Raw genomic sequence first — 16742 nt, 5'->3', positions numbered from 1 at the left:
TCACGGCCCCTAGCCCCCGCCCAGCAGGCGGGGGGCGGGGACCCTTTCCATCAGCTCGTCGACGCCTATCAGCACGACGCCCCTCGCCGGGGCCACGGCCAGGAGCTGCCTCTCGAAACCGCCCGAGGAGAACAGGACCAGGTTCGCCCTGTCGTCCAGCGCTGTGGCGCGGCGCTCGAGCCTGTCGAGGTCGGTTTTCTTCATCATCCTGTTGCGGAACCTGCATTCCGCATACACGCTCAACCTCCTGCCCGACTCCCTGACCTTCGCGACGATGTCTATGTCGACCCCGACCCTGTCACCGTCCTCGTCCACCTCGACCCCCCACCACGACCCCATCTCATCGCAGGCGTAGTGGCGGGTCATGTACCCCGCGCAGAACTTTTCGAACAGATGTCCGAGGTACGTGTTGATCCCGCTCTCCACCAGTTCGTACCTCTTCCCGACGTCCACGGGCATCGAGAACTCGTCCAGATCGTCGAACACCGTGTACCACAGCCCCACCAGACCGTCCTCTATCCTGTACCTCGGCCTCTCGGGGGCTCCCGCCATCGGATGGTACCTTCCGATTATGCCTACACCCTCCATCCTCGCGATGTGCTTCGAACATGTGCTGGTGTTGATTCCGGTGTGCTGCGTTATCTCCTTCAGACTGGTGCGGCCCGCTGCGATGGCACGGATTATGGATTCGCATGCGTCCACGTCCGCGAGCTCCGACCCGATGCGAGCGCGGGCGATGTTGCTCAGAGGCAGACCTGGCGAGAGGAACCTCCTCTGTATGACCTCCCTGAAGGACGGACCGGAGAAATCGATGTGGTTGAGGGGCATCCCTCCGAAGACCATGTACATCCTCATCTGGTCCAGATCGTCCATCTCCGGATGGAACAGACACGTGTCGACGAAAGACATCTCCCTCACCTCCATGCTCCATCTGAGCCTGTTGTAGAGGGGATTGGCGTCGTCCTTCACGATGTCCAGCATGGACGACATCTGGGATCCGCACAGGATTATCTTCGATCCTGTCTCCGCCAGGGGACCGTCTATGAACCCCTGCAGCATGCTGTCGGCATGCTTCAGCGACTTGGACATGTAGGGATACTCGTCTATGATGACCAGGGTGGGGGCCTCCGAGCATATCACTCCTATCGTGTCCAGGAGTCCGGACAGCGTCTTCGGACCGTCCTGGACCGTGAAGGACTCGCGCACATACGACATGGCGCGCTCGACTATCGTCTCCTCCGATCCCTTGACGGCCTGTATGTAGACGGACCGGTGTCCCGATGCGACGTGACGGAGGAGGGTCGTCTTGCCGACCTGGCGCACGCCATACACGGCACATCCGCGCACGGTGGGATCCGAGACGAACGCCTCTAGCTCCTGGACCTCCCTGTCTCTGCCGATGAGTCTGACCATTGATTTTTCTTAACCGTGAATTTCATATTTCAATTTTCTTAATCGTGAATTTCATTTCATAATTTTCGCAATCGTAAATTTTGTTTCACAAATTTCCGAATCGTGAATTTTTGTCGGAAGATTTTAACTGAACGGCCCAGTATTTAAACACGGTTGGATGGACTGTCCAACCCAATTTAAATATATGCTACAGAAGCATCCAACAAATGACTGATGGAACGGAGGGGCGGCCGGACCCCGGCAGAACCCACCGCGACATGGTCCGAGCCTCCGACTCTTAGGGGAAGGGAGGAAACAAAGGAGAGTGAAGCAGATGACAGTGAAGAAGATCCTGGTCCCCACAGACGGAAGCACGTTCACCAAGAACGCGGTCGAATCCGCGATCGAGGTCTCGAAGCTCACGGGCGCGAGCGTCACCGCGGTGTACGTGGTGGATGCGACGTCCATGTCCACCGCCAGGGGGGACATGTTCGAGTCCGTGACCGAGATACTGAACGAGGAGGGACGTGAGGCAGTCGCCGCGGTGAAGGCCCAGTGCGATGCCGCGGGGATCCCGTGCGAGACCATGGTCGTCGGAGGGCGCCCCGCCGACACCATCGTGGAGATGTCCAAGGACTACGACCTCATCGTGATGTCCACGCTGGGGAAGACCGGCGTGAAGAAGTACCTCATCGGCAGCGTGGCCGAGAAGGTCATCAGGATGGCCGAGTGCAAGGTCCTGACCATCAGGGCCCAGTGAGCACCCGCGGGGCCGAGGCCCCGCCCAAACCTTTCACCCTTCTCACACATCCTTTATATGGCCGCGTCGTTGGCCTTGACGATAACCATGAACAGCGAATGCAGCTCAGAGCCCGTCAGGGTGGGCCTCGTCGGGGCCTGCGGAAGGATGGGGCAGATGCTCGTCAAGCGCATCCTCGCCACCGAGGGTATGACCGTGTCCGCGGCCTTCGACCTCGTGAACATCGGCAGGGACATCGGAGAGGTCGTCGGCGCCGGCGCCCTCGGCGTCCCCGTGTCCGACTCCAAGGACCTGGCACAGGTCCTGAAGGACTCCAGGACCGACGTGCTCCTGGACTTCACCATCGCCAAGGCCACCGCGGTCAACGCCCCCATCGCCGCCGAGGCGGGGGTCAACCTCATCATCGGCACCACCGGCCTCAGCGACGAGGTCAAGCAGAGCATCACCGACGCCGTCGTCAGGAACAACGTGGCGGCAGTGATCTCCACCAACTACTCCATCGGGGTCGCGGTGTTCAACAAGCTGATCAGGCAGGCCGCGCTCCTCCTCGGGAACGACTACGACGTGGAGATCGTCGAGGCCCACCACAACCAGAAGCAGGACGCCCCCAGCGGGACCGCCATGACCGCCGCCGAGATTATCAGCGAGGCCATGGGCGGCAAGGACTTCGTCTACGGGAGGCAGGGCGTCTGCCCCCGCGGCAAGGAGATCGGCATCCACGCCATCAGGGGAGGGGACATCGTCGGCGACCACACCGTCATGTTCATCGGGAACTCCGAGAGGATCGAGATCCGCCACCAGGCCCATTCCAGGGAGATCTTCGTCGGCGGCGCCGTCATGGCGGCCGGCTGGGTCGTGAAGCAGGCCAAGGGCAAGGTCTACTCCATGGCCGACGTCATGGAGTGAGCACCGCAAATCATTTCAGGGGGCGAGTACCCCCTGCACCTTCTGTGAAATTGTGGCAACAGTGTAGCCACAAATGTGCCAGACGTTCGGATGCGGACAGCAACCACCGGTTCTCGCTGTTGACTTGTAGCCAAATCTACAAGCAAATTCTCAGCCAAATCTACAACATTTTTCATAGCCAAATCTACAAGCAAATTCTCAGCCAAATCTAACCATTACAAAATAGCCAGTCATAAATACAAGCTACACCATCTCATAACGCATGGACCAACCCCCGGATTCGGAGTATCTGCCGCGCCTGATTGATGATGTCATCAAAGACGATATGCGCCTGTTCGGCGGAGTGGTCATTACCGGCCCGAAATGGTGTGGAAAAACCACGACTGCAGAGCAAATCGCTGAAACCAAGGTGTATCTGCAAGACAAGGTCCAATTTGACAGGTTCAGCAAGATAGCCATGCTGGACCCATCGAGGGTCTTGGAGGGAAACACCCCTGTTCTGATAGACGAATGGCAGAAGATTCCAGAGCTCTGGGGAGCTGCCAGATATCAGATCGACAAACGCAAGGCGAAGGGACAGTTCATATTCACTGGATCGAAGATAATCGTGGAATCTGAATTGGAACATTCTGGGGCAGGCCGCATAAAAAGGCTCAAGATGCGCACCATGAGCCTGTGGGAATCGGGAGAATCCACAGGAGAGGTCAGTCTGAGAGATCTGTTTGACGGACAGGATTCGATTTGCAGCCTTCCCGAGTACGACTACTATGGGATGGCAAGAAGGCTCGTACGCGGCGGATGGCCGGACACCGTCGGTCTGAACGACGCGGATTGCTACAAGAAAGTCGAAGGCTACTGCACGGCAATCAAAGACTATGACTTTGACAGCGACTCCGAGAAGGAATCGACAGCCAGGAGGGATCGCAGCGGTAAGACCCTCCATACGCTTCTCAGATCCCTGTCGAGGGGATCTGCATCGTCTATGTCCGCGGACAGCATCCGCGAGGACATGGCAAAGGGAGGGAACATGGAGGTCAGCACGAACACGGTCCACAAATATCTCAGGCTGCTCCATAACATCTGCCTCACCGACGACCTCCCGGCATGGACCCCCAGACTGCGCTCCAAGACCGCCATACGCACGTCCGACACCCGCCACATCACGGATCCAGCGATAGCCGCATACTTCCTCGATGCGGGGCCGGAAGACCTCGTCCACGACCCGGAGACCTTCGGGCTCCTGTTCGAATCCATGGTCGTGAGGGACCTCAGGGTGTACGCGCAGACGATGGACGGACACGTGTGCCACTACCGCGACAAGAACGGACTGGAGGTGGACGCCATCGTCCATCTGCCCCGGGGAAGATGGGGTGCTGTGGAGGTGAAGCTCAGCGACAAGTGGGCGGACGAAGGTGCGAGGAACCTGCTGAAGCTCAGGGACAAGGTCGATTCCGACGAGGTGGGCGAACCGGCGTTCATGGCCGTGGTCACAGCCGACGGGGCGGCGTACACCAGGGAGGACGGGATCCACGTAATCCCCCTGTCCTGTCTGAGGAACTGACACGTCACCGATCAGACCAGGGCGCCGTCCCGATCCAGGTCCCTGAAGTACGGTATCCAGCGGGACATGAACCACACAGCCAGGAACGCGAGCGCGGTCCCGACCAGGGCGCCGGCGATGACGTCCGTGGGCCAGTGGACGCACAGGTACATGCGGGAGACCCCCACGAGGGCGGCATAGATCATCGCCAACGCGCCCCACCTCCTGCTGTGTATGAGGACGGCCGCGGCACCAGCGAAGGCGGACGCCGTGTGCCCGGACGGGAACGACCATGTGTCCGGTGCGGCTATGAGAAGGTCGAAGTCCGCCGCGTCGAACGGCCTGTCCCTGCAGACCAGGGGCTTCAGGATCACGTCCACCACGACGTACGCCAGGGCCACCGCAACGATGACCGACACCCCGCACCTGCGCCACCTGCGGGAGCATGTCATGAGGAAGCCCAGAACGAACCATATCAGACCGGACGTGGCGCTGTAGCTGATGCCCACCATGACGGGGTCCAGGACGGACCCGTGGAGGGAATCGAACCACTCCAGGACCGAGAGCTCCCACATGAGGGGGCCCAGAGGGCATGTCGGTTATAACATGAGCGGAGGGATGTTCGGGGGTTGTGCATTATCTCAGAAATCATGGCTCATCCGCTTCGACGACGCCGTCGTGTGCGTGCACGCATCCCCCTTCGTATACCTGCACATGAGAGGCCGTCATGGAGGACACCATGGGCTTCGCAGAAGAACCGTCAATTTCGACCTAGAAACGGAAAACAGGATTATCCGTTTAAATATAATATCAAATTATGATGAATTTTGTATCAATCCAAAAGATAATTTTAACATCCAGGCCCATCACAGCATCATGTTCAAGACCGTCCGTCTCAGGAACTTCCGCGTGTTCAGGGACCTGGAGATGGACCTCACCGATCCGGGCACATCCCCGGCCTGGAGATTCCTCACCGAATGGTGATGCGGATTACAGATATCATGAGAACCGCTGACAACATCAGAGGATTACAAACATAACAGACAGAAGTAATTATACACAGCCTGTAATGTCTGTCTGTTCTCCCATCATGTGGCGATGGGAGCGCGTTTCCAACAGGAAAAACTGATGGCCCTAAAAAAGGAAATGATGAAATGGTCAGGATATTGGATTGGAACGTGTGCTCCATGAATGGAGCGGAAAACAAGATAGACTACCTGAAGGGGAACCTCGACGAGGGGAGCTTCATAGCCATCCTGCAGGAGGTGAAGCCGACACTGGCATCCCTCCTCCGGGACGAGTTCGGCGGACAAGGAATATTCCTGTATTCTCTGGATTTCCGCCCCCCGGGGAAGTACGACAGTGGGGCCCGCGAGCTTGGTGTGGCCATAATCGCAAGCGATGACATAGAGGTCAGAGGATCAGGTGTGCTTCCCAGATCCCTGATGCCGGACAGGACCCTTTGGGCAGATCTACATGTGGAGGGGCAGGACATGCGCGTGTTCGGTCTTCACTCCATCACGGGTTGCGACCATGTGATGGCCAAGAGCTACCAGTTCCTGTCTTATGCCGAAGCGGTGGATGAAATGAGGCCGGACATCGTAGGTATCGATGCGAACGAGCCCAAAGTCGATGGCTACTCCGCAGAGGAGATGACATTCTTCAAGCAGAGAAGTAGAGACAACGGCGCTCCCACGTTCTTCAGAACGATGGAGGAATGCGGACTCAGGGACTCGCTCATAAGAAATGTGGACACCAGCAGACCCATCGAGGGCAGATGCATCACTTGCTCTCATGTAATCCGGAGCAGCAAAGACAAGGTAAGGTACGACTTCGTCTACCTGAACGGATCCAGGTTCATAGACTACAGCTGCAGATACGACTATGATGGGGCTGTGAAGGCCGGGAGCGACCACGCTGCAATCACAGTGGACATGAAACTGTGTTAAATCTTAAAGACCGAGTTTATCGGTTGAAACCGATAGTGCCCTTGGAAACAACAATCGGAACACAGACACTAACATATCACTCTGAACTCCCGACCTGATTTACTTTTACTGGTCAGGCTGGGAGTTCAGAATCAACCGTTCCGACAAGCTGTTCATAGGACAAATTGGGGAGAGCGAGGACTTCGACCGCTATCTCAGGAAGGAAGGACTCGCCTGAATCCCGGAGAACCCGTCTCAGGATGGTCATTGTGAGCAAGCGACAGGGCAGTGGTTCCGGATCAGACGTTGTGTTTCACTTCACGACAAACTTCGATCACAGTCCGGACGTCAACTGCTACATGGCATCCGAATGGATTCTGTCACCGTCATGGAATCGGCAGGCATCGGATGTGGGGTTCCTTCAAAACAGGTTCCGATCGGTCATCGACCTCTTCCTCAGGTGCTCCCTCATGCCGGGATCGGTGCAGTAGACGTAGCAGCCCTTCATCCCCCTGGACATCAGCACCTTGTACGTGTTCTTGATGATCCTGTCCGCCACCCTGCCAGCCTCGTCCTCGTCGGGGTACCGCTTCCTCAGGCCCTTCAGCGACTGGTCGGTCTTCGCCCTCCTGGATGCGTCCGTGACCACCTTCCCGTCCTCGTATCTCAGGTCGTCGCCGATTATCACCCCGACATAATCGAACTCCAGCCCCTGGCAGGTATGTATGCAGCCGATCTCGTTGATCGACCCCTCGTCTATGGCCCAGGTCTCGGTGCTTCCGAGGTTCCAGCTCATGCCAAACCCGTGCTCCGGGATGGTCACGTCGTGCACATCCGAATCGTCCTTCCCCTTGGAGATCCAGTTCCAGCAGTATCCGGCGACCAGCCTGGACCTGTTGTTCGCGGCGTTCCTCTCCTCTATGTCGGCCCTCATCTCGTTCGGATCGTCGTAGACCCTGAAGTCGTACGCGAACCCGGGATCCTCGAGATCCAGGTTGGCGGTCTCGCGGATCTGCAGAACGCTGTCGAGCCATGAGAGGTATCCGTCCGATCCCGAGCATCTGAACTGGGAGTCGAGCTCCATCTCCGTCACCGTGGAACCGAGCAGCCTCGCGTACCTCCTGATCTCGTCCACCGTTCCGATGTCCCTGAGGGTCACCCTCTGGTCCTCGTCGATGAAGAAGACGGACAGCTTCGACGCCCGGATGATCTCCATCACCTGGTTCTCACCGAGGTTCTGGTAGAGACCGCTCCTCTCGTTGAGCCTGTGGGCCTCGTCCGCCAGGAGAACGTCGAACACATCCGCCTCCGCGTTGACGAAGCTCCCGGAACCAACGAACAGCTTGTCGACACGGCTGCGTCCCCTCTTCTGTCCCTTGAGCCGCACGCTGTAGACGTTCCTGGGCGCGGCGTTCTTGGACACGTACAGGGAGGACATCCCGAGCGAGGTTATGTCGGACAGTAGGTTGACGGCGAGAACGGTCTTCCCCGTCCCTGGGCCGCCGCGGATGACGATCGTCCTCTTCCCTCCTCCGCGGGCGATAGCCCTGACCTGGTGGAGGACCTCCTCGTAGACCACCTTCTGCGTGTCCAGGAGCGTGAACTCCCTGTTGCCGCGCATCATGGATGAGAGAACATCCTGTAGGGACTTGGAAGGCTTGAGCCTCCCCCGGTCCAATATGAATATCGTCTCGCCACCGTCCCCCTTCCTGATGAACCTCTCGAGAAAGCCCTTCAGGTCGGACCCCTGGTGCTTTGTGAACATCGGAGCTCTCGACGTGTACTCCGCGTATGCGTCTGATGCCAGCGGGTCGGGCGTGGGCGGATTGTAGTTGTGGAGACACGCGCAGGGGGCGAGCACAACGCCCCTGTCGCGGACATCGGCGTTGAAGTCCTCGATCGCCTCCGCGTACGACCATGCCTGGTACGACGGATGCGCGACCTCGTGGATGCCGCCTCCGACGAGTGTGCGGACCACCCCGTCCTTGCCCGGAACCGCCTCCGCAGAGGCCCACTGCTTCAGCTCCACGATGACGGCGGAGTTCCCTCCCGACTCGTTCAGCCCTGTGACGATGAGGTCGACGCGCTTCGATGTGTACGGGATGCCGTATTCGATGGCGATGCCCGAATCCGCGGGAATCGATGAGGCCCCGATTATGTTGCCCATGTACGTCAGGGAATTGCGCCAGGCGCGGAGCTCGCCATCCGAGGTGCCCTTGCCGAAACGCTCCGTCATCAGCGACTCCAGCTTCTCGTCCAGGACTCCGTTGACTATGTCATCGATAAAACCTGATTTGGTGTCGCTGTAGATGATCATTGTGAGTGTGGATGTGTTTCAAATGCAAACAATTTCCTATTATGGAATACCGACTATTATGATGTTAATAGCTTCAAATTAAAAAATATTGACAAACGAGATCCCCGCCAATTGCGGGACCCTTTCGGGTGATTCCGGTTATGCCTTATTTGAACTCGTGTTGTCGAACTTGTATTGTATGCAATAATAGATAAAATTAATTATTTGTACTTAGGTCCTTGATTCTAATTATTTATAACTTCACTATATAAATAAGTCAGCAAATTACTCTATTATGAATAGACTAAATATCGCGGATTACGAGTACTATCTCGGACTCGACATCGGAACGAGCTCCCTGGGTTGGGCAGCCACAGACCCGGAGTACAACATTCTCGAATGCGGAGGAAAAGCGATGTGGGGTGTACATCTCTTCGAAGAAGGGAAAACAGCCGCCGAAAGAAGAATGCACAGATGTGCAAGACGCAGACTAGAACGTCGCAAACAAAGAGTGGCACTCCTTCGCGAACTGTTTGATGAAGAGGTCTGCAAGATAGACCCCTCTTTCTTCCAGAGACTGGACGAGAGCGGACTGCATGTTGAAGATAAAACTATCAAACAAAGCAACAGCTTGTTTAACGACAAGAACTTCACAGACAAAGAATTCCACTCGAAATTCCCAACCGTCTATCATCTTCGCAAATTCCTGATGGAAACAGATGAGAAGCCAGACATCAGGCTTGTTTACCTTGCTCTACATCACATCATCAAATTCAGGGGCCATTTCATCTTCAGTAGCATCAGTTCAGACGGCATTCCTGACTTCAAGGAAATCATCGACTTACTGATTCAGGATGTGATGAAGTACGGCATGGATCTGAATGTCTCCGATTATGAGATTCTGAATGGAATCCTCACTGATCGCAACATACGTGTGACAGACCGCAAAAGACTCGTGAAGGAGGCTCTTGGCTGTTCCACTAAACCAGAGAGCAAACTCGGAGAGCTTCTGGCAGGAGCCAAGGTAAAACCTTCAGACATCTTTGAGGACGATTCCATAGAATCTGACGGCATATCATTCTCCGATAATTCCATCGAAGACAAGATGGCAGAACTCGAAGACATCTTAGACGAAGACCAGTGGAACACTCTGAGAATCGTCAAGCAGGTGTACAACTGGTCAGTACTATCATCTCTTCTGAAAGGACATCGCTCCATATCGTATGCAAAAATTGCATCGTATGAGCAGCACCGCTCGGATCTGGCTCTGCTGAAAAAGGCGGTTCGTAAGTATGCCAGCGACATGTACAAGGATGTCTTCAAAAGTGGCACTATCATGGGTAACTACTGCAGTTACTCTGGCAAATGTGGAAAGATCAAACCCGAGAAAAGCTGCAATCAGGAGGAATTCTGTAAATTCTGCCTGTCCGTCTTATCAAAAACCGAAGCCAAAAACGATCCAGAATACAACGATATGATGACGCGCCTCTCCGACGGGACGTTCATGCCTAAACAGACCTCAAAGACTAACAGTGTGTTCCCGTACACAATCCATAAAGATGAGATGATCAAGATCCTTGAAAACGCATCCCGCTTCTACCCATTCCTAAAAACTGTGAACGAGGATGGGCTGACAACGGCTGACAAGGTAATCATGATTCAGGGCTTCAGAATTCCATATTATGTAGGGCCTCTGAATACATCAGCACCCATGGGTGCTGTAAACAGATCATGGGCTGTCCGCAAATCCAACACCCCGGTGAGACCCTGGAACTTCGATGACGTGGTAGACAGAGAAGCAAGTGCAGAAGCGTTCATGGAGAATCTCACAAGCATGTGCACATACATGATTGGAGAGAAGGTCCTTCCCAAAAATTCCATCGTGTATTCGTACTTCACATTATACAATGAACTGAACAACATACGTGTCAATGGTGACCGTGTACCTGTCGACATCAAAAAACGCATGGTCTCTGACCTGTTCGAAAATCCCGATAGAAAAGGTCGCGTGACCAAGAACGCCGTATCAAAATATCTTGTTAGTATCGGAGTATTGGACGGCAGAGAGGATGCAGAGATCACAGGAATGGATAATGACATCAAAACATCCCTCAGACCTTTGACGATTATGAAAGAAATAATCGGACAGAAGGCAAATGATAGAGACTTTTGCGAGGAGATTATCCGCATCGTAACGGTTTTCGAAGAAGCCCAAGATATCAGAAGGAAACTGAAGACGGATTTCGGCGATCGTCTAACCGACGAAGAGATAGGAAGGCTTGCCAAACTCGGATTCGAAGGCTGGGGGAGGCTGTCCAAAAGGTTCCTGACAGGACTCCATGAATTCAGTCCTGAACTCGGCAGAGATGCCTGTATCCTGGACATCATGGAGAACACCCAGTACAACCTGATGGAAGTACTATCCAGATATGGATTCGAGAAACAGATTGAGAAAATTAATCAGGAGATGACGACAGATGCAGACATCGATTACGGATCTGTGGACAGGTTGTATGTCTCTCCTGCTGTTAAACGTGGCATATGGAGAACCGTATGTGTGGCAAAGGATGTCATGAAATTCATCGGACATCCTCCGAAGAAGGTTTTCGTGGAGACGACACGTCAGAACATAGACCCTTCCAAGAAGAAACGCACCGAATCCAGGAGAAACACGTTGATCCAGTTGTACAAGGCCTGTCGGGAGGATTCCCAATGGTTAACAGATCTGGAAAGCAGAAGTGATGCAGACCTCAAAAGTCGCAATATGTATCTCTACTACACTCAGCTGGGCAGATGCATGTATTGTGGTCGCAAAATCGACATAGAGGAACTTGGAAACACAGACTCCGTTGACAGAGACCACATCTACCCTCAGTCACTAATCAAGGATGACAGCATCCACAACAATCTGGTCCTTTCATGCAAGAAATGCAACTCAGAGAAGAGCAACAGATTCCCCATAGCTCCCGAAGTACAGATGAGCATGAAGCCCATGTGGGATATCCTGCGTGATAAGAAGTACATCACTTCGGAGAAATATTCACGCCTAGTCAGAAAAGATGATTTCAGCCAGGACGAACTCAGCAGATTCATCAGCCGTCAGCTGGTGGAGACTAGCCAATCTGTCAAAGGGGCCGTAGAGATTCTTGGAAGGCTCTTCGGAGGAGACACAGAGATTGTGTATGTCAAAGCAGGTCTCGTGTCAGAATTCCGCCAAAACAGCGGATCGGACGTCATGATCAAATGCAGATCCATAAACGACTATCATCACGCTAAGGACGCATACTTGAATATTGTTGTTGGTAACGTGTATGACACCAAATTCACCAAGGACTATCGGAATTTTATCGACTCTGGCGAACATTACAATCTTTCCAAGATGTACGATAGCGAAGTCTCCAGGAGCGGAAACACCGCATGGATACCCGGGGAAAATGGAAGCATGAGGATTGTTCTAAAGAATATGAGACGCAACAACATACTGTTCACCAAACAACCGTTTGTAAAGAAGGGCGCATTTTTCGATGACAACCTTGTGAGAGCTAAAGGAAACGCCATCGAAAGGAAGAGAGGGATGGATACCGAAAAGTATGGTGGGTACAATAAACCAACGGGAGCCTGCTATTCCCTTGTGGAATACAAAGACAAGAAAAGAACCATCCGGTCCTTAGAAGTCGTGCCGGTTTACATGCTGGGTGCAATCGACAAACCGGATTCCATACGCAGATATCACAGCGAGACAATGGGAAAGGACGTAGAAGTAATCATTCCCGTAATCAGGTTAAACACCCTCTTCGAATGGAACGGATTCAGGATGCATATAGGTGGAAGAACTGGCGACAGCATCCTGTTCTACAACGCCGTCAACCTCCTGATGGATGATACAAGAATGAAGTATTGTAAAATCCTCTTCAAATTCGATTCGGATCGTAAGGACAGGGTTATCAGACCAGCAGAATACTACGGAATAACCCAGGACATGAACATGGATCTCTATGATTATCTGGCGCAGAGGGCCAGTTCAAAACCATATGAGCAGTTCATGACCGCATTCTGTGAGAACCTCCATTCTGGTAGGATCGAATTCGAAGAGCTCGATTGCTTGGAGCAGGCATCTTTGTTGAACTCGATACTCCTTGCCTTCCACTGCAACAACTCAAACGCCAATCTCAAAGCAATCAAAGGATCTACGGTCGCGGGAAGGATTCAGGTAAACAAGAAACTTCCCGACAGGAAATCTGCAGAAGTGTTCATCATCAACCAGTCGCCTTCCGGCCTTTGGGAGAATAAAGTGAGAATAAACTGACATGACCTGGAGAACCGTGGTCATATCCAGTAATTCCAAGCTCGACCTGAAACTTGGATATCTGGTCATCAGGGGCACCGATGTCCGGAAGATACATCTGTCCGAGATATCGGTGCTCATGATCGAAAGCACTGCAGTCTCCCTCACGTCGATGTTGCTGTGTGAACTGTGCAGAAGAAATATCAAGGTGATCTTCTGCGATGAGATGCATAATCCCATGTCAGAAATGACGCCGTTGTACGGCTGCCATGACTCTCCGGGGAAACTGAGAGCACAGATCTAGTGGGACGATGAAACCAAGGGAAGAATCTGGTCACAGATTGTATCGGAGAAAATCAACTGCCAGGCCGACCTTCTGGAGAGATTTGATTATGACAGGGCTGAACTTCTTCGCAGATACGCAGAATCGGTGGAGTTCAATGATTGTACGAACCGCGAAGGTCATGCAGCCAAGGTGTATTTCAACACGTTGTTCGGTGATGATTTCTCCAGAAGGAACAGTTGCGAGATTAACTCCCTGCTGAACTACGGATATGCAATCCTACTGTCTGCAGTCAACCGTGAAATCGTGTCTCTAGGATATTCAACAGAGTTGGGGGTGTTCCATGACAACGCCTCCAACCACTACAATCTGGGGAGTGATTTAATGGAGCCCCTTCGCCCACTTGTGGACAGAATGGTACTAGACATGTCTGATAAGGGATTGTCTCCAGAATCAAAACGGATGCTCGCATCCATCCTGAATCGCACCGTGGAAATGAATGGAAAAACGCAGTATCTCGGAAACGCCTTGCGCATTTATGTGAAAAGTGTTGTTGATTCCCTGGATTCTAGAGATGTTTTCGGGCTTAGGTTCTGCCACTATGAGAGTAAGAGCGATGAGATTGATAGTGTACTTCGATCTCCCTGTGAAAACAGCTGAAGACAGACGTCAGTATACACGTTTCCGGAAATACCTGCAGATGCAGGGATTCATCATGATTCAGGAATCTGTGTATTCTAAAATAGCCATAAATGCGACTGCTGCCGAGACCGTCAGGAAGAATCTCCGTAACAACCGTCCGAAAACAGGCAACGTGATTCTGCTTTCCGTTTCTGAAAGACAATACCAGGAAATGGAGTTCCTGGTCGGCGAATCCCAAAAAGAGATCTTAGATACCTTAGACCGGTTCGTGGTACTTTGAAACTTAGCCATTATTTGCTATCTGAATGCATGGATTTTGACATCTCGCCTGTTTGGCAACTGATTGTCGAAAACCCTGATTTCCTAGGAAAATTAATGTCAGAAATGATTGATCAAATTCGGGGATTCGATGGACGGTTTGTACTGTCATCCAACGGAGTGATCCATGAGTTTCACAAATCAGTATTGCTTTCCATGGGGCCCTTCGATGCAAACCCAAATAGAAAGGAGATACTGAGTGGATTCACACAGACACTGACTACCAATGCACTTTCAGAAAACTATTATGTTCGCACCTCAGAGCTTCTGGGCGACCTGAGAAGCCACATGTGCAATATTGCTGCAGAGATTGAAACGGAATTCGAATTGACAGAGCCCACCGCATCCGAGATAGTCAAGGCCTTGCAGTTCAGGTTCTCAGAGAGTCACAACCTCGATGAAAGGGTCTACGATTTCATACGTTTGGTTGGGAAATACACAAAATACAGGCTGGTGGTAATGGTCAATATCTCAGAATACATGTCCGAAGAAAGATACAGAGAACTCTTGAGAAACATCATATACCTTCAAACTCCCGTATTAATGGTGAACAGCAGATTCACTGACCACACTCATCCAGCAGTAATAATCGACTCAGATCAATGCGAGATAGTGCTTTTTCCACGTGACAACATATTTGAGGTTTGAGAGTGTTGTCAAATACGAGAGTTCTCGATCGACCGTCAAGGTCGGGAGGTTCTGAGATGTGTTTGAGAGTGTTGTCAAATACGAGAGTTCTCGATCTCCTTATGACTGATGATACCGAGGAATTCCGTTTGAGAGTGTTGTCAAATACGAGAGTTCTCGATCAAGAGGGATGAAGAGGGCGACGAGATAGTGGTTTGAGAGTGTTGTCAAATACGAGAGTTCTCGATCAATCTTCATCGGAACAAGGTTAGGTAGGTTGTTTGAGAGTGTTGTCAAATACGAGAGTTCTCGATCTGCCCACGGATCTGGGAGACGTGGCGCATGGTTTGAGAGTGTTGTCAAATACGAGAGTTCTCGATCGATGAGGTAAGATGGCATACGATGACATGCGTTTGAGAGTGTTGTCAAATACGAGAGTTCTCGATCGCGGTTGTTATCCAAAAAGCCGTTCATAAGGTTTGAGAGTGTTGTCAAATACGAGAGTTCTCGATCGGCGGTTAGATCTTGTCCAGTTTGTGTTCTGTTTGAGAGTGTTGTCAAATACGAGAGTTCTCGATCTCTGGAATGCGTCCTGGCTGTCGATTCCGAGTTTGAGAGTGTTGTCAAATACGAGAGTTCTCGATCCGGTGAAGATGATCCGATGCCTCTCGGCCTGTTTGAGAGTGTTGTCAAATACGAGAGTTCTCGATCGAGAGGGGACGGGGACGTACACGCCGGACCGTTTGAGAGTGTTGTCAAATACGAGAGTTCTCGATCCATTGTAGACCGTGGTAAACATCGAACCATGTTTGAGAGTGTTGTCAAATACGAGAGTTCTCGATCGAGAAAATCCGGATTATCCAAAACGGCCTGGTTTGAGAGTGTTGTCAAATACGAGAGTTCTCGATCTACGCTTGGTGGTGTGAAGATTGGAAGTGGGTTTGAGAGTGTTGTCAAATACGAGAGTTCTCGATCACGATCTCGAGAGCATCCTTACGATAACCTGTTTGAGAGTGTTGTCAAATACGAGAGTTCTCGATCCATCGAAGGAACCGCCGTTAAGATGGTCACGTTTGAGAGTGTTGTCAAATACGAGAGTTCTCGATCCCTGTATCATTGCTTCAAAACGACCATTTTGTTTGAGAGTGTTGTCAAATACGAGAGTTCTCGATCACGATAACTGGTTTTAATCGCGTGCGCGCGGTTTGAGAGTGTTGTCAAATACGAGAGTTCTCGATCGATCAGGTTCTACGAAACCGAACGCCTTCGGTTTGAGAGTGTTGTCAAATACGAGAGTTCTCGATCTTCGAAGACGGCCGTGAGGACCGGTGGCCGGTTTGAGAGTGTTGTCAAATACGAGAGTTCTCGATCGGGGATGTGTGAAATCATCTCCCTCTCTATGTTTGAGAGTGTTGTCAAATACGAGAGTTCTCGATCGGATGATGAACTCCGATGCCTTCCTGTCACGTTTGAGAGTGTTGTCAAATACGAGAGTTCTCGATCATGACTTGACCACAGAGCAGAACAAGCTTGGTTTGAGAGTGTTGTCAAATACGAGAGTTCTCGATCTACCGTCGTTCAGGTCGAAGGCTGTCTTCAGTTTGAGAGTGTTGTCAAATACGAGAGTTCTCGATCATGAAGCCACGAACATCCCCTCTTTGGTTTGTTTGAGAGTGTTGTCAAATACGAGAGTTCTCGATCCTTCTTTATCTCGTGGAAGTAGATGTATGTGTTTGAGAGTGTTGTCAAATACGAGAGTTCTCGA

At 52.3% G+C, this 16742-nt stretch carries 9 protein-coding genes, 2 pseudogenes and 1 CRISPR repeat array (1 of these 12 running past the window's edge); of the genes and pseudogenes, 8 read left to right on the top strand and 3 right to left on the bottom strand.

The genetic code is table 11. The features are described from left to right. Positions 1-9 precede the first annotated feature (9 nt). Positions 10-1413: an AAA family ATPase gene (locus JS82_03050; protein QHK17148.1), complete on the bottom strand. Its 1404-nt coding sequence runs from the start codon at positions 1411-1413 to the stop codon at positions 10-12. 313 nt (positions 1414-1726) lie between these two features. Between JS82_03050 and JS82_03045 the strand changes: the two genes are divergently transcribed. From JS82_03045 to JS82_03035, 3 genes are all read left to right on the top strand, one after another. Then, the gene (locus JS82_03045) at positions 1727-2152 is read left to right on the top strand and encodes a universal stress protein (GenBank protein QHK17147.1); all 426 of its coding nucleotides are present in this window, start codon (positions 1727-1729) and stop codon (positions 2150-2152) included. Between the two features lie 87 nt (positions 2153-2239). Then, a complete protein-coding gene (locus JS82_03040; protein ID QHK17146.1) occupies positions 2240-3058 on the top strand; it encodes a 4-hydroxy-tetrahydrodipicolinate reductase in 819 nt (272 codons plus the stop codon). A 262-nt stretch (positions 3059-3320) separates the two neighbouring features. Then, on the top strand, positions 3321-4619 hold the full coding sequence (locus JS82_03035) for a DUF4143 domain-containing protein (GenBank protein QHK17145.1): 1299 nt from the start codon (positions 3321-3323) through the stop codon (positions 4617-4619). Between the two features lie 11 nt (positions 4620-4630). On the opposite strand, the gene JS82_03030 is transcribed toward JS82_03035, so the two are convergent. Next, complete coding sequence (locus JS82_03030; GenBank protein QHK17144.1) at positions 4631-5173, bottom strand: phosphatase PAP2 family protein; 543 nt, start codon at positions 5171-5173, stop codon at positions 4631-4633. A gap of 612 nt (positions 5174-5785) precedes the next feature. Between JS82_03030 and JS82_03025 the strand changes: the two genes are divergently transcribed. Continuing rightward, complete coding sequence (locus tag JS82_03025; protein ID QHK17143.1) at positions 5786-6547, top strand: hypothetical protein; 762 nt, start codon at positions 5786-5788, stop codon at positions 6545-6547. Positions 6548-6947: 400 nt separating this feature from the next. Here the strand turns inward: JS82_03025 and JS82_03020 are convergent, their stop codons facing one another. Further along, entirely contained in the window at positions 6948-8843 is a 1896-nt protein-coding gene (locus JS82_03020; GenBank protein QHK17142.1) for a DUF2075 domain-containing protein, read from the bottom strand. 274 nt (positions 8844-9117) lie between these two features. Here JS82_03020 and cas9 point away from each other — a divergent pair, with 274 nt between their 5' ends. From cas9 to csn2, 4 genes and pseudogenes are all read left to right on the top strand, one after another. Beyond that, positions 9118-13128: a type II CRISPR RNA-guided endonuclease Cas9 gene (gene cas9 / locus JS82_03015; protein QHK17141.1), complete on the top strand. Its 4011-nt coding sequence runs from the start codon at positions 9118-9120 to the stop codon at positions 13126-13128. A gap of 1 nt (position 13129) precedes the next feature. Beyond that, positions 13130-14050 (top strand): annotated as a pseudogene (gene cas1 / locus JS82_03010) (type II CRISPR-associated endonuclease Cas1). Further along, positions 14007-14312, top strand: coding sequence for a CRISPR-associated endonuclease Cas2 (gene cas2, locus JS82_03005; GenBank protein QHK17140.1), 306 nt, complete (start codon positions 14007-14009; stop codon positions 14310-14312). Before cas1 ends, cas2 begins: the two are co-directional and overlap by 44 nt. Positions 14313-14341: 29 nt before the next feature. Beyond that, a pseudogene (gene csn2, locus JS82_03000) lies at positions 14342-14962 on the top strand (type II-A CRISPR-associated protein Csn2). 30 nt (positions 14963-14992) lie between these two features. Then, a CRISPR array of direct repeats spans positions 14993-16742; the repeat unit is 36 nt; unit sequence GTTTGAGAGTGTTGTCAAATACGAGAGTTCTCGATC; it runs 1521 nt beyond the window's last position.

It is taken from the genome of Methanomassiliicoccaceae archaeon DOK (assembly GCA_009911715.1).
Classification (GTDB): domain Archaea; phylum Thermoplasmatota; class Thermoplasmata; order Methanomassiliicoccales; family Methanomethylophilaceae; genus Methanoprimaticola.
This window is presented reverse-complemented; position numbering and strand designations above follow the sequence as displayed.